Source organism: Brumicola pallidula DSM 14239 = ACAM 615, from assembly GCF_000428905.1.
Lineage (GTDB): Bacteria > Pseudomonadota > Gammaproteobacteria > Enterobacterales > Alteromonadaceae > Glaciecola > Glaciecola pallidula.
In genome coordinates this window covers 127397-144170 of record NZ_KE386816.1, presented here as the reverse complement: position 1 = coordinate 144170, position 16774 = coordinate 127397, and the positions used below count along the sequence as shown (strand labels likewise).

The window sequence follows — 16774 nt, the reverse complement described above, 5'->3', positions numbered from 1 at the left end:
CAAGCAATTGCATCGTTTGTGATAACTTTGCGCGTGCTTGTTTACCTACCAGTCGGATAAGGCGTTCATCGTAAACACCTCATTTTTAAAAGACAAAATGACCTTTTGTGGTTCTATATTTACTAACTGCAAGTCTTGTGCAATAAAGTCGCCTTCGACTAGGCGTCTGCCATTAACTCTAACCCAACGTTCCTGCCTATTCGAGGAGTACATGTGAGCGCTGAATGCCATTGTTGGAATTTGTGTTTGAATAGCAACAGAGAGCTGGTCAACTCTTGGCAAATCATCATAACGAGAGGCCAACGGATTAGCCGGGGCCACATCTGCATTGTTATCCAAATCAGCAATCGCTTTATTTATTTTTCTTAATAACGCCGCAGATACATTCGGGTCGGTTTGAGTTCCATTGGGATCAATTAACGCGCTTTCAGCCTGTTTTCTATTCATGCTATCTAGTATTTTTTGACTGTTATTACCGCTCGGTAAGTAACCTAATACGATAGGTTCTGCTTCTTGCTCTGCTAGCTCATTTGTTTGCTCTGACCGCGATGAATTTGCAATTTGAGAACTGCCCTCGGCATTATCATTATCAACGTTACTTTTTAATACCGTGGCTTCTTCGTTTGAGGTATTGCTGCTCTGCTGATTCATCGTTGCCGTGCCGTTATCATTACCGGCACTGGCATCCCGTGGTTTTCGAAGCGTGTTTACTGGTTGATAATCAATAACCACATAGTCTTTATCTTTATACAATGTTAACCATTGAGGAATGGAAGCGATGTTCCAACCGACACAAACACCGCCAACCACTAGCAGCAACAGCAACGACATATTCTTGCCATACAAATCCCAAGACGAGGGTAAGGTATCCATAGAAGGCATAAATAACGAACGATGATATTGCGGACTACCCTCATTGTTGACCTTAGCAGACCGCCTTTCATTTTGCAGCAGTTGCTGTGTTGGAGTTAATTTAGCGACCACTTCCTCAGCTTCAACTTCTATGTCCATTAATGTTGTATCAAGCAAGCCTAAACTCTGACTCAAGTCGACTTCAACTTCAGTCACACCCATGTTAGTTAAGCCCTTGATCATTTCAAGACTGCGGATCATCCCTACTTTTCGGATTTTAACCGGGCCATCTTGACTAATCACTTTGCTGACTAACATACCTGGCTGCAACTCGGCCACCTTAAATAGTTTAAGCATACAAGCCTCCCACAACCAAACCTAGAATGATGGAAGTAACAAAGCTACCTACAAAGATCCGTTTCCACAGCTCTTTTTGACATTGTTGAACAATGTCGTCGCCTAATACTTGATAGCTAGCACCAACCACGAGTTGATGTGTAATAAGCGGTTTTTGTAACGTATAAGCGAGCGTCATTGCGCGATCACATAACAAATTAATAACCCGAGGAATACCACCACTGATTTGAAACAAGCTACTTAAGGCCGTTGAAGTAAAAATACTAGAATTGCCACTTGCAACCTGCAGTCGGTGAGCCACGTACAATACAACTTCAGCCTTAGTTAAGGGCAGTAGGTGATAGCGCGCAGTTACTCGCTGAGCCAGTTGTCTAAGTTCATTTCGACGCAATAGTTGTTGCAACTCAGGTTGACCGATTAAAACAACTTGCAAGAGCTTTTCTCGAGTCGTTTCTAAATTGGTTAACAAACGCAATTGTTCGAGGACTTCTGGCATTAAATGCTGAGCTTCGTCAATAATAAGTACGGTATTGATGCCACTAGCGTGATTATCAGCCAATTTATTTAAAATTTTATCAGTAAATACTTTGAGCGAGCTGGTGTTCGTATCATACCTAATACCGAGCTCGTCACAAACCGTCGCCAGTAATTCTATGGCTGACAAGGTTGGGTTTAATATAACCGCTGTTTGCGTGTCATCGGATAAATCTTGCAACAGTTTGCGAGACACTGTGGTTTTGCCTGTTCCTACTTCTCCCGTCAGCATCACAAAGCCGCCTGACTCCTTCAAACCAAACGTTAAATGCGCCAGAGCTTCTCGATGCCGAGGGCTCATGAATAAGTAATCAGGATTTGGAGCAATTGAAAAGGGGTTGTCCGTTAACCCAAAATAGCTTAAATACACGTTATCTGCACTGTCATGATTGTTATATAGATAACCTATCGATTATCACTATTTAAGTCAATGTAAAAGGGGCTAGATTACAGTGTGCAATGAGGTATTAGTGCCAAGTTGAGAAAATACCTGATTGAGTTAAAACAAGCATACTCGTTATCACCGATTTAAGGTAGAATATGCGCAAATACAAACAAAACAAAGTCATTCATGTTTGATCAATTAGATTTAGACGACGAGCTCTGCAGAGCCATAAACGACATGGGCTATGAACGCCCAACCAGCATTCAGTCTTTGGTTATTCCACATGCAATGGAAGGTAAAGACATACTTGCAGACGCCCCAACGGGCACAGGGAAAACAGCCGCATTTTTGCTACCAGTTTGCCAATATTTACTCGATCACCCACGTAAGGACGATAGCTCGACAAGAGTACTTATACTGGTTCCTACAAGAGAGCTGGCTAATCAGGTATTTGAACAAGCAAAAGCAATTACGAAATACACACATTTAACCTGTGGCGTGATTACTGGTGGCATCAACTACGGCACCGATCGTGAGACACTTGCTGGCCATTGCGATATTTTAGTCGCTACACCTGGCCGGTTATTTGAGCATATTGAACAAGAAAGTTTTGACTGTCGTGACATCGAATCGCTTATTTTAGATGAGGCGGACCGCATGTTGGACATGGGCTTTTCTTCAATCGTGCATCAAATTGCAGGTGAAGCTAGGTGGCGAAAGCAAAGTATGTTGTTTTCTGCAACGCTGGAAGGAAAAGGCGTGCGTAATTTCGCACAGGAACTGTTGAAAGATCCAGTAACACTTTCCGCCGATCCTTCCAGAAAAGAAAAGAATAAAATTATTCAGTGGTACCACTTGGCTGACGATTTAAACCATAAAAATGCGATATTGGTTCATCATCTGCGTAACACTATTGAGTCGTGTATTGTGTTCGTTAAAACACGCCAGCGTTTGCACAATCTCAAAGATTTTTTATTTAGCCAAGATTTTAGCGTGACCTACTTGCAAGGTGAAATGCCCCAAGATAAGCGTAATTCTGCATTAGCCAGTTTCAAAGCAGGTGACGTAAAAATTCTTATTGCGACCGACGTTGCTGCCAGAGGTATTGATGTTCAAGACATAAGCCACGTTATTAACTTTGACATGCCAAGAGGCTCAGATCTTTACGTACATCGTATTGGACGCACTGGACGCGCTGGCGCAAAAGGCACCGCAATTTCGATTGTTGAAGCGCATGACTTTGAGAAAATAGGCAAGGTAGAGCGTTACACCAAAGAGCCCTTTAAAGCGAGAGTCATTGAAGGCTTGCGCCCAAACAATAAAGCGCCAAAAGTAATCAGAAAACAAAAAGTCAAAACACCCGGAAAAGGAAAAGGCAAAAAGGTCAAAGCCAAGGGCAAGTTTAAGAAGAAAACAACTAGACCATCATCACCCAAATCAAAAGAGGCGTAAATGAGTATAAAACAAATCGTCTTAGCGACAGGCAATAAAGGCAAAGTGGCCGAGTTTTCAACTCTGTTCGATGGTTTTTCAATTAAAGTATCACCGCAATCTGAGTTTAATGTCGAGGAAGTACCTGAAACGGGTACCACGTTTGTTGAAAATGCAATTATTAAAGCTCGGAATGCCGCAAAAGTGACAGGGTTACCAGCTATTGCAGACGATAGCGGCTTAGCAGTAGATGCTCTCGGTGGTGCTCCGGGTATTTATTCGGCTCGCTATGCTGGCAAAAGTGCGAATGACAATGATAATGTCGATAAACTCTTAGGCGCATTAGCAAACGAAACTGACAACCGCAAAGCTCGCTTTTTATGCGTACTCGTATTTATGCAGCATGAGCTCGACCCTACCCCGATAATATGTCAGGGTGAATGGCATGGCGAAATTAGTACAACACGCCATGGTGATGGTGGCTTTGGTTATGATCCTGTCTTTTGGGTGCCCGAGCAAAACTGCAGTGCGGCTGAACTAGATAAAAACACTAAAAATAGGATTAGCCATCGCGGTAAAGCGCTGGTGCAATTAATGCAGCGCATGAAGGTAGTATTGACCCGTTGATCCAGGAACACGCAAACACAACAAGCTTACCTCCCCTGAGTTTATATGTGCACATACCTTGGTGTGTGCAGAAGTGCCCCTATTGCGATTTCAACTCACACAATTTGAAAGGCGGCCTACCCGAGTCTGAATATATTAGTCATGTATTGGACGACTTAATGGAAGACCTTCCACTCATTACCAACAATGGACAACTACGTGAAGTGTCGAGCATTTTTATTGGCGGTGGCACACCGAGTTTATTGTCTGTTGCTGGTATGCAGAGACTGTTGGATGGGATTGCAGCACGAATTCCATTAGCCGCCAGTGCAGAAATTACAATGGAGGCGAACCCAGGTACAGTTGAAGCCGACAAATTTATTGGTTTTGAAAAAGCCGGCATTAACCGCATTTCAATTGGTGTTCAAAGTTTTGATGAGCAGCACTTAAAAGCACTCGGTCGTATCCACGATCCAGTGCAAGCTAGAGCCGCTGTTGAACTGGCGAAACGCTTAGGATTGCGTAGCTTTAATTTAGATTTAATGCATGGCCTACCAAACCAGAATGTTGCAGATGCCATGCTAGATTTACGAGAAGCCATTGCACTAGCACCACCTCATTTATCATGGTACCAACTCACTATTGAGCCCAACACCGCGTTTTATTCAAAACCGCCGACACTGCCTGATGACGATATTCTATGGGAAATTCAAGAACGTGGTCATCAACTGCTGACTGAAGCGGGCTATGAGCAATATGAAATATCAGCCTATGCAAAACAGGGTCAACAGTGCCAGCATAATCTCAACTATTGGCGTTATGGTGACTATCTTGGTATTGGTTGCGGTGCACATGGCAAAATAACGATGCCTCCCAGCACACCAGCATTACCCGCACATACCATCATGCGCACCGTAAAGGTTAAGCATCCGAAAGGCTATATGGATTTCACTCGCGCTTATATGGACAAAGTAAGCCAAGTTGAAAGTGACGATCTTGCATTTGAGTTTTTTATGAATCGGTTTCGGATCATGGAAGCTTGCCCCAAAGCACAGTTTGCAAAAAATACGGGGCGAGAATTAACCAACATTGAATTAAAACACTTAGAAAAAGCCCAAACCATGAAACTGATTAGCAGTAATTACCAAGAGTGGCAGCTTACTGCGACCGGCAAGCGTTATCTGAATAGCTTATTAGATTTGTTTGTATAAATCATTGGATATAATTTATGTGTGTAAGCAATGAGAGTAGTGCAAATTTGAGCAGACAAAAAAAGGCGCTTGAGCGCCTTTTTTAAACTAAATAGTGCTTATGCCTGCGCGGGAAACTGATAATTTTCTAGGGTTTTTCTCAACGCTAGCTTATTAAGTTTTCCTGTCGCTGTATGAGGTAATTCGTCGACAAACACAATGTCGTCTGGCATTGATAGCTTGTGAAGTTTACTTTGTAAAAACGTTATTATTTGTTCACTTGATACGCTTTTATCTGCTTTACGCACGACTACTAGTAGTGGACGCTCTGTCCATTTAGGATGATAACGTCCAATGGCTGCTGCTTCGGCTACATCTGGATGACTCACGGCCGCATTTTCAATCTCTATTGAACTGACCCATTCACCGCCGGTTTTTATAACATCTTTAGTGCGATCGGTAATTCGCATATAACCTTGCGGGTTAATAGTAGCGACATCACCCGTATCAAACCAGCCAAGTTCATCCACTGGGCAACCTTCTGAACCGGGTACTTTAGATAGACCGTAGTAACCACTTGCTACCCAAGGACCTTTAACTTTAAGGGCCCCAAAGGCAACGCCATCCCATGGTAATTCCTGATTTTTTTCGTCCACAATACGCATTTCAATACCAAATACACCCCGACCTTGCATGCATTGTAGATCGAACAATTCGTCCTGCGTTAACTCTTCCATACCTGCTTTTTTGCAAAATATAGTACCCAGCGGGCTGGTTTCGGTCATGCCCCAACCTTGCACAACCTCAATGTCGTGTTGCTGTTTAAAGCGTTCGATAATCGTTCTAGGACAAGCAGCACCACCCACACTAACACGAGTCATTGTGGGTATGGTTTTGCCTGTTTTTTCTAAATAATCAAGTAATCCAAGCCAAATAGTAGGTACACCGGAACTAAACGTAACTTTCTCGGTTTCAATCAAGTTTTGTAGTGCTTCTCCATCGGCCATTTTGGGCCCCGGCATGACCATTTTAGAGCCCGCCATTAATGAAGCATAAGGTGATCCCCAAGCATTTACATGGAACATAGGCACTATAGGAAGAGTGGTTTCTTTATACGACGCAGCCACTGCATCGGGCATGCTGCCGCATATCGCATGCAACAAGGTAGAACGATGACTATATACCACTCCTTTTGGGTTACCCGTGGTGCCTGAGGTATAACACATGGCGCTGGCCGTATTTTCGTCAAACTCAGGCCAATCGAAGGCGGTGGACTGTTTACTTAAAAGTGTTTCATAACACATGGCGTTAGGTAAGGTTGTATTAGGCATATGGGCTTCATCGGTTAAAATAATGTAACCCTCAACCATGGGAAGATGATCTTTTAGTGCTTCGAGTAAAGGTACGACTAATAAATCCACAAAAATAAATCGGTCTTCTGCATGATTGATAATGTAGTTCACCTGCTCCGGGAATAATTTAGGATTGATCGTATGACAAACCATGCCACTGCCTGATACGCCATAATAAAGTTCAAGGTGGCGATAGTCATTCCACGCTAAAGTACCAATACGATCACCAAATTTAGCACCTAGCTCAACTAAAGCATTGGCCAACTGACGGCTACGATTGGCGAAATCTTTGTAAGTATGTCTATGTCTTGGGTTATCTGCAGTGACAGAAACAATCTCCGAGTCCGGAAAGTTCTTATCCGCATGTCTAAGTATTGAGGAGATCATTAACTGGGAATTCATCATCAAAGCTTGCATATTTTTTCCTGTAAATTATGTGTTACGTCCATTTATCATATTTGCCTAGCACGTCGCTTTTTATTTAAAGCTGCTACCAAGCAGTCACACCACCATCAATTGCGATAGTTTGTCCGGTCATATACGAATTACCCGGAGACAAAATCAGTAGCATGGCGTTAACTACTTCCTGTGGTTTTGACAAGCGTTTCATCGGTGTGCCTCTGGCTAATTGTGCTTGTCCCTCTTCTGACGCAAATTCACCTAAAATAGCGGTCGGACTGTAGAAGGGACAAATGGCATTGCAACGCACGCCTTTTCTGGCATATTCCACAGCGGCTGTTCTGGTCAAGCCTACTACTGCATGTTTGGCTGCAGCATAAGCTCCGCCTTTTGGTGCTCCGCCTAAACCCGCTAGAGAACTGATATTAAGCACGTGTCCTTCGCCTTGTTTAAGCATCGCTTCAATTTGATATTTCATACCAAAAAGTACACCATTTACATTGACGTTAAACTGACTGTGCATAGTCTCTGCAGTCAATTTATGTAAGGGTGTCATAGCGTGAGCTATGCCAGCATTGTTGACACCAATATCCACTTTGCCAAATTTCTGTAAGGCACTATCGACCATGTTTTTACAATCTTGTTCTTTGGAAACATCACATAACATCGAGATTGCGTTGTCTTGGTCTGGCAATGAGGCGAATGTCTCATCTAAGTTTTGTTGATTGATATCACTTATCACCAATTTACATCCGCGTTTGGCTAGTCCTTGCGCTAACAAACGACCAAAACCGCCACCAGCTCCGGTTATCAATTCTACTTTTCCAGTAAAATCTAGTAATTCATCCATCAAATTGTTCCTGTTCTTCTTTAACTACAAATTTAAACGCGGCATTTATAAAGGCTGTCTATAAGGGGTTAGCATTCATAAAGGTGAGTAATACTTCAGCTAGTTGTTGACCTTGATCCTCTTGCAAAAAAATTTGCGATATAAATATGACCAACTTGGTTCACCATGCAGTATTAATGTAAACTAATTGTTATATAGAACACCAAAAGTGATGTGAAAAGTCAACTTGCTCAAACTAATGCGGGATTATCTATTTAGTGAATAGACACGGTATTTAGCTCTCTTGAGCTGATTAGTCTGTGTTTATTTTGCAGGATAAAATTACTAACTTAGAATGATTTGAACAGGGGCTAGGGGAAGTTACTGCTATTTTGACGCAATAACCTGCGCTTCGACGGCTTTAACATCAGCTTGCCGGTGACGTTGTACTGAACTTTCAACCTTTACAATGTCTATCTTTGGCATATCTAACATCTGTGAAAATAACTTGAAGGACTCATATTTATAAAAAATCTGACGGTCAGCTTCAAAACAAAAGTCGAGACGCAGAATAGCCTCTTAATTAAAGGGCGTATGACTATATCGGGCGCTTATTTGTGCTAGTAAATACAGACTAAATTAAAGGTTCGATGACTAGATTGGCACTAAACTAGCTGTCTAGATAGTCATTAATGACGAAACGGTCCAACATTATATTTAATTTAATCCTAGTCTATATCTCGCTCAGCAGGTAAGGCGGTTCTGACTAATCTAACAAACACCGTTCTGCTTTTCTCTTTAATAGAATTACTGCTATTAAAAAATGCCACAACCCAGGCTCGCTCTGCATCTGTCAAAGAGGGTGTTGACGTCCAAAAATCGTCAGGAGGAGTGGCCGGAAACAAGTCAGTGTTGATAGAAGGCCTCGTGCATGAGCGCTCTGTAATCGAGCTCAGCTCTTTAATATTGGGCAGACGCCAATTGCTAGAAGCATTAAATTGATAACCAACACTCAACTCTAAAGCCTGCTTCCAAGTGTAAGGCTCAGCCTCACCAGTGCAGCTTTCGCCAACCCATTCTTGCCCTATCGCACAGCGCATCCAGATTAAATTGGTGCTTAAATGTAGCAATTGCCCATTGTCAAGCGTCAAGAAGTTTTCCTCTGGCGCACTTATAGGCGCTGTCGACAGGCAGAATTGCTGCGCATTCACCGCACTAACAAACCCAACAACGCAAAGTAGTGCAGTATTAAGCATTACATTCTTGATCATCGTCCAGCCCTCACTAACTTAATTCGCGCTTGCGTTGATTTATTAATAAAATTATCCACCCCGGTGTCAAAGTCAAGTGCCCAAGCACTTTGCGAACCACTCTCATTCACACCATCAACATTGGGCATGTAGGTCCAATACCACAACGCAGAGTCAGGGATAGTTGTTCCCATGTGAGGAAAGTATTCGCTTTCAATTAATGGCGGCTGTAACTTGCCAAAATGAACAAGCGATAGGAGCTCATCGTGACTAGGTAATCGCCAATCAAAAAAGCCACACAAGCCTTGTGTGTTTGCAGCTTCTACAAAGGCTTGTGTATTGCAATTACCTGAAGCAAGATTACAAGCGCTACTACCGGTATTAAAATCACCGGCGAAGCCCCCATTATCGACAAATGAATACCACGTAAAGAGCTGCTCAGCAGCGTGTACATCATCCGTAATATCGGTCTTATTTTCCCAAATCAAACCGGTAATATTGTCACGAACACAACTCCAATCGTTTGTATCTTGATCAACTTCGTCACCATTTTGGTTTAATCGCGTAAAATCAAATCCGAGCTCCCCCCTACCCGCTTTGTCTGAAAAACCACTACTGGCCATGCGATCATACCCATTGTGGGCATCCTGACCGGCAAACTCGCCTTGATAAGTCGCCAGATTTTCATTGTTGCTGGCATTTAAGCTAACACCCGTATCGTTCAACGTAGTTTGAGTTTGTGGTTCAACCAACATGGTTTGCATTTTGGTCCGTTGATTTCCGTAATTATCTGTGATTGAAAGTTGATAAATAATTTCTGTTTGTTGCAACACTAAGGGCGCAATGCTGAACGTTTTCATCGAATTGGGATCACCAATAATGGGCGCTAGCAAAGAATTAGACGACCACAATGCTGAAAATGGATCAGCACCGCTGGCGATGCTAGAAGCTTTGCCACTTAGCAATAATAGTTCACCAGAAAAGACGGTTTGAACTGGACCGATAGATAACTCAGGAATAGTGTCAGATTCACTTAACAAACTAAGTATTTTATCTACGCTTGCGATTGCTCCTTCTTGATCTGTGACCTGCAATCGAATAGTAATGTCGGCAGGTTGCGTAAGCACAGGCGTTTGAAAACTCAAACTTGCCGCCGTTAAAATCCGTCCTGTGAGCACATCAGGACCGGCAATTTGTTGCCAAAGATAGGCAGATATTGGTGCGGTTGAGGTTTGCGGATCAGCGTCATTGCTGCTGCTACCATCAAGCGTTACCGTCGTTAATATTGGGTAGGTATTAATTTCATAAAGGTCTATGCTAGAAGCCAGTATGATGGCTGTAGGGACCACATTCACTGGGTTTACCCGCATTGTAATACTGTCCGTTCCGGTCGTGCCATTACTATCGGTCGCGGTTAGTGTGAGTATATAATCGGTTACCTGCGTGACGCTAGGTACCACTATGAGCGAAATCGCAGATGTCGCCGATGCGTCTGATTGCTCGAAGGTTAAGGTTGGCGTGGCAGTCCAAACATAGGTAATACCACCAGCAGTACTTGTGGCAATGCCATCTACGGTGACAGTTACCTGTTCGTTAACCTCTATATTTTGCCCTGCATTAACTAACACATTCGGTGTTTTAGGTCGCACAGCATCACCACCACCGCAAGCCGCAATAGCGCACACAGCTATGAAAAAAACGACATATTTAGACCAATAATTCATCACTTAATACCAGAAATTGTTTAGCCTATGCGCACCAATCGACGCTAAGCTAGGAAATAATGATAAGAGAACAGCAAGGATTAGACCAACAAAACAATGTGACTGAAAAAGTGCTATTTACTTAGCTGATTGTTTTGTTGAATTTAGTTTTGTTGCATTTCGTTTTGTTGCACTTGCAAAGCAAGTAGCTGCTTTTTAGCGGACGCCGCATCTGTCATGTCATAAACCATCATACAAACGTGATCAACCTCGCCGGTAGCAGACACTAATGCAGAAAATGAAATATTCTGGTACATAAACAACTCAGTACCGGTAATAGGACGAAAATTTCTGAACTTAAATAAATAAGGACGCTGTTCCCATGTTACAAAAGCGCGTATGCGCAGTTCGAACACCGCTTTTACTTTACGCTTAAACCATTCTTCAGAAATATAAGGAAACAGTGAGAAAAGCGTTTTGCCTCTCACATCACTTGGCAGCATTCCGCTGTGCGCTTCCATAAAGCCATTCCACACCTTGATTTCAAAATTACTATTGAGAACGACAATGCCCACATCGACTGTTTGCAACATATCCATCATCCAATGAAATTCAATTATCTCGTCAAGTGCACTGTTACTCATGGTTTAATCCTCTAACCAGTGGGCTAATTTTGAATTCAACGTTTCTAACGAATCTTCAGTGAACAATAAGATTAAATCACACTGCACATTGTATCCTTCCAAACCATAGCTAAGTTCTATAGCGAGGGTTTTTCGCCAATTGCCTTTATTCGCTTTGATCAGATCTTCAACACTCTGATGTTGCCCTAAAACAACGGGATGGCCTTGCCTAAATTGCATATCTAGCTGTTTGGCGAAACCAGCCAGACAGGAGCCAATGAGGATACTGGCAACATCCATCAGTATTTCGAGTTGTAATTGATCGTCAACATCTTCTTTAATATTTAGAATTTTAGCAACATCACCAAAACTAGAGTCACTTAATATACAAAGTGCTTCGCCACTTATTCCATCACCAAGAAATCCTTGGCATACACCAGAAGTTTGTTCGTGTAATTCGATATCAGACAACATCATGTGTAATTCGGAAACTTCAATTAAATTCACATTGGGAATAGGTAGCTTAACGAAAACATTCATTATTCTGGCAAGATGATCACCCGCCTGTCCCATTGCGACGTTAGTGACTTCTTGGTAACAATCACGCAGTGCCTCATCTAGCCCTTGAGTAGTAAATTCTTCGCCTAGTGCGAGCACATTATGTTTGCGCAATACTGCCGCAAGATCACCTGAACTAACAGGTTTTTGAATAAAATCGACGGCGCCTAGGGCCAACACTCGGGCTTTTGCCTCTGGTTGAATATCGCCGGACACGACAATGGTTTTAGTTAATAACTGCTGCTTTTGAATTGCTTTTAACGTTTCGTAGCCGTCCATAACAGGCATATTGAGATCGAGTAATAATATCTGACCTTTGCCTTCAACTAGCGCGGCTATCGCTTCTTCGCCATTTTTAGCAAAATAGATAGCCACATCCCAATCTTGCGGCAAACACTTTGCAACTTGCTTTCGTGCTACAAGAGAGTCATCACATATTAGGACTGAAATCATGTATAGGCCCAGCAAAAGTGAAGGTTAAAAGACGAATAAAATTATGTTGGCGTTTTCTAGCTTCTCGCCCAGTCTTTATAACGGCTTAGCGACAGAATTCTTTAGCGTAGCTTGCAAAACGACTAACGATAACAAAGAACAGTAAACAATAAATGATTTCATTTTAAAAATCGTCCAAGACTCACATTGCCTTTCTATGCAAATAAAATGGGTAACAACAACGCCGTGAATATGCCATTGAGGCACAAGCCTAGAGTAGCAAAAGCGCCACAGGTTTCACTAATACTGAGGGCTTTGGATGTGCCAACAACGTGAGCCACTGAGCCAAGTGCTAGCCCTTGTGCATATTCAGAATCAGTTTTAGTGAGCATAATTAACCAAGGTCCAAAGGTCGCACCAACAATACCCGTTAATATAACAATAACCGCAGCAAGTGCTGGTGTGCCACCAATTAGGTCGGCTGTCCCCATTGCTAATGGGGTGGTGATAGACTTTACCAGTATGGTCATTTGTAGTTGCAATGGGGTGTCTAATACATAAACAGATAACCACGCAATAGTGGGCGCTAGACTCCCACCGATCAGAATAGGCGCTAACACTCTGAATCCGAGTTGTCTCAGTACGGGCAATTGATTATAAAGAGGCACGGCTAAGGCCACAGTCGCAGGCCCTAACAACAGCTCAAACAAAGTTATACCGAGTTTAAACTCAATCACGTCAATAGCAGCAAAGTGTAAGCTAAAACCAATAATAAGTGTACTGATGGTCAACGGGTGCAATAACGGATTTTGATTCAGCCAAAAATACAGTTGTCTACTCAATAAATACACACCCAGGGTCCCCAATAAGCAGGCGAACATGAAACCAACATCTTGTGACCAAAGTGGCGAAAATTGTGCAGTAATTTGTTGCAATGCTGAGGTCACCAGTGAGCCTTATTCGCCATTGTCTTTGCGCTCATTAGTTATTGATGCAGTCACTTGCTCAGCCGTTTGTACGCCCGACAAAATACGCTGGCTTAACCAAAGAGTGATACCTAAACTAACTATAGTGCTCAGTAAAACGGCAATAATTAATGCCATATAGTGTTGCAAAAACAAGTCCCCGTACAGCAAGACAGAAATGAGTGCGGGTAACAAAAACAGCCCCATATGAGCAAGTAATGGACGAGCGGATTGAGTGAGGGCAGTAGGTACTTTGCGCTGCGGCAATAGGAAAATAAGCAGAATAAAGATACCAATAAGCGCAGGTGGAAATGGGATCAAAAAATAGTGGACGCAAAATAGAGAAATGAAGTAAATACAACAAAGCGCAGTGAAACCGACTATGCCGCGCACCCAAGTTCTAATCATAGTGGCATATCTACTTAATGCTAAAAAGTGCTTTCTTGATGGACAGTAATAAATAAATCAGTTCCGGCTTTACTATAGTCAATTTTATATTCTTTATTATTTAGCGTTTGAATAAACAACATAGGACGGTAATCGCTGAAATTTTCTGAAGAAGAAATATCAACCTTTGCCATATCCATGCGCTTTGCATCCAGCTTATTTTCTGGAATTTTACCATCATAAATTTCAATCTCGTTGTACATAACGAGTAGTACAGGATCGCGTCTGCCGTTTATAATAAGCAAATCAAGCTTTCTTAGCTTGTGTATTAGCGTATTACGACCGCTAATTAAATATGGTTTGTCTGCCATTTACAGCTCCTAACAATTTAAAAATAGGCATCTCTTGCAGAAATATAGCAAAACAAGGCTATGTATGCACGTCCAGATAACTTAGATCGTACATATAACGAGCATATATGACATATATCGGCTTTTTTTTAAAAAGTTTTACCTGTTTAATGACAACACTACAAAAAAAATTTATACTTTACGCCGCTTTTCAGATGGCAACTTAGCTTTTGGTAAAAAAACGTAACTAGAAACAAATGAGTTACCGGCTTAAGAAAGAAAAGCAACTGCACGTTTTCAAAATGTGGCCCCTTAGCTCAGTTGGTTAGAGCATACGACTCATAATCGTCAGGTCCCCTGTTCGAGTCAGGGAGGGGCCACCACTTTTTATCAAATAAATCAAAAGTTTAAATTAATATCACTTATATAAACATCTTAAATTTATTTTTTAGGACGCCTATTGGACGCTTTATTGTGGTAGCAAGTCCTGAATCAACTCAAGTTTTTCAAACCAAGTCATCACTTCAATCTTTTGAAAGCGTTAACTCATGGGTTCACTCTAGTTAATAGGCGGACACTTAGATGGGGCTATGGCTGCTGCGGTATAGGAAATAGCAACGCGCCACTATAATTAGAGTTGCACTACTTTAATTCGATCTCAAAATTAGTCTTGGTTAATTAATTTTATAGATAAAATTAATCTTTATCCCTGCAAGTTTTAGCACCAGCAGCATTACCCTCTCTATAACCTAGTGAATAATCTTCATCTTCCCAATCCCCTTCGACAATTGTTGCTCTAATCTTGCATGTAGTATTATAACCTTCAGCGAAGCCGTCATCATAACCACTATCAAATCGCTCATCAGGACTTGATCCACAACCATATATAGCTAAAACACTAAGAAACATTAATGGAATTCTTACCTTCAATTTGAACATTTACACTCTCCTTGCATATTTGTGTTATTGCTTAACTTATGGGGTAATAATAGATAGATCAACTTAGCCAACAAAATACAACCACCTAATCAGCTGTCAGAAGTAACCTATTGAAGTGGCAAACGAAACCCGAACACGTTTTTAGGTGGTAATATTCCCCTAAGAGGTGTTCAATGAAAAAACAACGTCGTACATTTAGTACTGAATTTACGCATGATGCTGCGAGTCTTATTTTAGACCAAGGATATAGCTTTTCTGAAGCAAGCAGAGCCGTCGATGTGCATGAAAATACATTACGCAATTGGGCACAGCCGTTAACGTCCGAAAGAGGCGGTGGGACGCCCAGCTCGAAGGCATTAACCGCTGAACAGCAACGTATTTAAGAGTTAGAAGCAAAAGTGGATCGGTTAGAGCGAGAAAAAACCATTTTAAAAAAGGCTACAGCTCTCTTGATGTCCGAAGATCTGAAATATATTCGTTAATAGATCGATTGAGAGAGCACGACACCACCGAATTAGTCTGTTCAGCGCTAGGTGTTGGCGTGAGTAGTTATTATGAGCGACGAAAACGTCGCGTTCTAATCGAAGCTAAACGCCGTATTCTGCGAGCCAAAGTGAAACGCTTATTTGATAAAAGCAGAGGCTCAGCAGGCACATGAACATTGGTCGGCATGTTAAAAGACGAAGGCTTAACATTAGGACGATGCAAAGTTGCAGCCTTAATGAAAGAGCAAGGGTTAGTCAGCAAACAACCTGGCCCACATAAATATAAAGTGGCCAATGTAGAGCGGTTAGATATTCCCAACACGCTCGACAGGAAGTTCGATGTTGACGCGCCGAACAAAGCTTGGTGCGGTGACATTACGTTTATTTGGACAGGTAGTAGCTGGAGTTATGCCGCAGTAGTGATTGACCTATTTAAACGGCGAGTTATTGGCTACTCAATGTCGTCGAGGCCTGATGCAGCCTTAGCCATTAGAGCTTTAGATATGGCCTATGAGATGCGTGGGAGACCCAAAGGAGTCATGTTCCATAGCGATCAAGGCTGTCAATATACTGCCCGTAAATTTAGGCAACGACTGTGGCGTTATCAGATAAAGCAGAGCATGAGTCGTCGCGGTAATTGTTGGGATAACAGCCCAATGGAACGCGTCTTTAGAAGTTTAAAGTCTGAATGGATACCGGCAACGGGATACGATTCAGAAGCAGAAGCAAGACGAGATGTGAGCAACTTCCTGATGAATTATTATAATTGGGAAAGGCCGCATCAATTTAATAAAGGCATATCACCAGCGAAAGCAGAAGAATTAGCTAAAAAGGTGTTCGGGTATGCTTGACCACAACAACGAGAACTTTGTTGCGCGTATTGTAGAAGGTGTTATCCTTAACTTTAGCAACTATGTAGATTAAGCGAGGCGAGTATATGAGTGCAATTATTAAATGGATAATCCTTTTAGTTTTAATCAGTATCGCTATAAGTTTCTATAGTTATGGAAATTCAACAGGCATGTTTATTTTTATTGTCTTGGGTGTTCTTGTTGAGGCTGCGTTTTGGTTAAAGCTGAGTAATCGTAAAAAAAAAGCAAATAGTCGTGAAGTCATTATAGATGTCAGTTAATTATTTCGGGTTCGC

16 protein-coding genes, 1 tRNA gene and 1 pseudogene are annotated in these 16774 nt (G+C 42.0%); 6 read left to right on the top strand and 12 right to left on the bottom strand.

Annotated features, from left to right (window positions below; translation table 11 throughout):
- Positions 1–45: 45 nt before the first annotated feature.
- Together G399_RS0116880 and G399_RS0116875 are read right to left on the bottom strand one after the other, a co-directional pair.
- Positions 46–1209 carry a general secretion pathway protein GspB gene (locus tag G399_RS0116880; protein ID WP_006009617.1) on the bottom strand — a complete coding sequence of 388 codons (1164 nt, stop codon included), beginning with the start codon at positions 1207–1209 and terminating at the stop codon, positions 46–48.
- Positions 1202–2113, bottom strand: coding sequence for an ExeA family protein (locus G399_RS0116875; protein WP_026843832.1), 912 nt, complete (start codon positions 2111–2113; stop codon positions 1202–1204). The genes G399_RS0116880 and G399_RS0116875 overlap by 8 nt, the downstream gene beginning before the upstream one ends.
- 201 nt (positions 2114–2314) lie before the next feature.
- On the opposite strand from G399_RS0116875, the gene srmB reads away from it, so the two are divergent.
- From srmB to hemW, 3 genes are read left to right on the top strand one after another with little or no spacing between them, the layout of a single operon-like run.
- Positions 2315–3580, top strand: a complete 1266-nt coding sequence (gene srmB, locus G399_RS0116870) for an ATP-dependent RNA helicase SrmB (RefSeq protein ID WP_006009614.1) — start codon at positions 2315–2317, stop codon at positions 3578–3580.
- Positions 3581–4186 carry an XTP/dITP diphosphatase gene (locus G399_RS0116865; protein WP_006009613.1) on the top strand — a complete coding sequence of 202 codons (606 nt, stop codon included), beginning with the start codon at positions 3581–3583 and terminating at the stop codon, positions 4184–4186.
- Positions 4186–5376 (top strand): radical SAM family heme chaperone HemW, encoded by a 1191-nt coding sequence (hemW, locus tag G399_RS0116860; protein WP_034897602.1) that lies wholly within the window; start codon positions 4186–4188, stop codon positions 5374–5376. Before G399_RS0116865 ends, hemW begins: the two co-directional genes overlap by 1 nt.
- A gap of 98 nt (positions 5377–5474) precedes the next feature.
- Here the strand turns inward: hemW and G399_RS0116855 are convergent, their stop codons facing one another.
- From G399_RS0116855 to G399_RS0116805, 9 genes are all read right to left on the bottom strand, one after another.
- On the bottom strand, positions 5475–7124 hold the full coding sequence (locus G399_RS0116855; RefSeq protein ID WP_026843830.1) for a long-chain-fatty-acid--CoA ligase: 1650 nt from the start codon (positions 7122–7124) through the stop codon (positions 5475–5477).
- 73 nt (positions 7125–7197) lie between these two features.
- Positions 7198–7956, bottom strand: coding sequence for an SDR family NAD(P)-dependent oxidoreductase (locus tag G399_RS0116850; RefSeq protein WP_026843829.1), 759 nt, complete (start codon positions 7954–7956; stop codon positions 7198–7200).
- Positions 7957–8663: 707 nt separating this feature from the next.
- Positions 8664–9206, bottom strand: coding sequence for an Lcl C-terminal domain-containing protein (locus tag G399_RS0116835; protein ID WP_148277363.1), 543 nt, complete (start codon positions 9204–9206; stop codon positions 8664–8666).
- The gene (locus tag G399_RS0116830) at positions 9203–10909 is read right to left on the bottom strand and encodes an Lcl C-terminal domain-containing protein (protein ID WP_026843828.1); all 1707 of its coding nucleotides are present in this window, start codon (positions 10907–10909) and stop codon (positions 9203–9205) included. The genes G399_RS0116835 and G399_RS0116830 overlap by 4 nt, the downstream gene beginning before the upstream one ends.
- A gap of 143 nt (positions 10910–11052) precedes the next feature.
- Positions 11053–11532, bottom strand: a complete 480-nt coding sequence (locus G399_RS0116825; protein ID WP_006009607.1) for a PAS domain-containing protein — start codon at positions 11530–11532, stop codon at positions 11053–11055.
- A gap of 3 nt (positions 11533–11535) precedes the next feature.
- Positions 11536–12522 (bottom strand): response regulator, encoded by a 987-nt coding sequence (locus tag G399_RS0116820; protein ID WP_026843827.1) that lies wholly within the window; start codon positions 12520–12522, stop codon positions 11536–11538.
- Positions 12523–12716: 194 nt separating this feature from the next.
- Positions 12717–13448 carry an LrgB family protein gene (locus G399_RS0116815; protein WP_006009604.1) on the bottom strand — a complete coding sequence of 244 codons (732 nt, stop codon included), beginning with the start codon at positions 13446–13448 and terminating at the stop codon, positions 12717–12719.
- A gap of 9 nt (positions 13449–13457) precedes the next feature.
- Positions 13458–13874: a CidA/LrgA family protein gene (locus tag G399_RS0116810; protein WP_006009603.1), complete on the bottom strand. Its 417-nt coding sequence runs from the start codon at positions 13872–13874 to the stop codon at positions 13458–13460.
- A gap of 20 nt (positions 13875–13894) precedes the next feature.
- Positions 13895–14224, bottom strand: a complete 330-nt coding sequence (locus G399_RS0116805; protein ID WP_006009602.1) for a hypothetical protein — start codon at positions 14222–14224, stop codon at positions 13895–13897.
- A 285-nt stretch (positions 14225–14509) separates the two neighbouring features.
- On the opposite strand from G399_RS0116805, the gene G399_RS0116800 reads away from it, so the two are divergent.
- Positions 14510–14586 (top strand) — tRNA-Ile (locus G399_RS0116800).
- 313 nt (positions 14587–14899) lie between these two features.
- Here G399_RS0116800 and G399_RS0116795 read toward each other — a convergent pair.
- Positions 14900–15142: a hypothetical protein gene (locus G399_RS0116795; protein ID WP_006009601.1), complete on the bottom strand. Its 243-nt coding sequence runs from the start codon at positions 15140–15142 to the stop codon at positions 14900–14902.
- A gap of 173 nt (positions 15143–15315) precedes the next feature.
- Here G399_RS0116795 and G399_RS21800 point away from each other — a divergent pair.
- Positions 15316–16478: pseudogene (locus G399_RS21800) on the top strand (IS3 family transposase).
- A gap of 86 nt (positions 16479–16564) precedes the next feature.
- Positions 16565–16759 (top strand): hypothetical protein, encoded by a 195-nt coding sequence (locus G399_RS0116770; RefSeq protein WP_006009597.1) that lies wholly within the window; start codon positions 16565–16567, stop codon positions 16757–16759.
- Positions 16760–16774: the final 15 nt, after the last annotated feature.

Bases quoted from the DNA above. Each gene is read 5' to 3' on its own strand.
- G399_RS0116830 (WP_026843828.1), bottom strand. From the start codon at position 10,909: ATGAATTATTGGTCTAAATATGTCGTTTTTTTCATAGCTGTGTGCGCT.
- G399_RS0116880 (WP_006009617.1), bottom strand. From the start codon at position 1,209: ATGCTTAAACTATTTAAGGTGGCCGAGTTGCAGCCAGGTATGTTAGTC.
- G399_RS0116850 (WP_026843829.1), bottom strand. From the start codon at position 7,956: ATGGATGAATTACTAGATTTTACTGGAAAAGTAGAATTGATAACCGGA.
- G399_RS0116825 (WP_006009607.1), bottom strand. From the start codon at position 11,532: ATGAGTAACAGTGCACTTGACGAGATAATTGAATTTCATTGGATGATG.
- G399_RS0116770 (WP_006009597.1), top strand. From the start codon at position 16,565: ATGAGTGCAATTATTAAATGGATAATCCTTTTAGTTTTAATCAGTATC.
- G399_RS0116835 (WP_148277363.1), bottom strand. From the start codon at position 9,206: ATGATCAAGAATGTAATGCTTAATACTGCACTACTTTGCGTTGTTGGG.
- G399_RS0116865 (WP_006009613.1), top strand. From the start codon at position 3,581: ATGAGTATAAAACAAATCGTCTTAGCGACAGGCAATAAAGGCAAAGTG.
- G399_RS0116795 (WP_006009601.1), bottom strand. From the start codon at position 15,142: ATGTTCAAATTGAAGGTAAGAATTCCATTAATGTTTCTTAGTGTTTTA.
- G399_RS0116820 (WP_026843827.1), bottom strand. From the start codon at position 12,522: ATGATTTCAGTCCTAATATGTGATGACTCTCTTGTAGCACGAAAGCAA.
- srmB (WP_006009614.1), top strand. From the start codon at position 2,315: ATGTTTGATCAATTAGATTTAGACGACGAGCTCTGCAGAGCCATAAAC.
- G399_RS0116805 (WP_006009602.1), bottom strand. From the start codon at position 14,224: ATGGCAGACAAACCATATTTAATTAGCGGTCGTAATACGCTAATACAC.
- G399_RS0116855 (WP_026843830.1), bottom strand. From the start codon at position 7,124: ATGCAAGCTTTGATGATGAATTCCCAGTTAATGATCTCCTCAATACTT.
- G399_RS0116810 (WP_006009603.1), bottom strand. From the start codon at position 13,874: ATGATTAGAACTTGGGTGCGCGGCATAGTCGGTTTCACTGCGCTTTGT.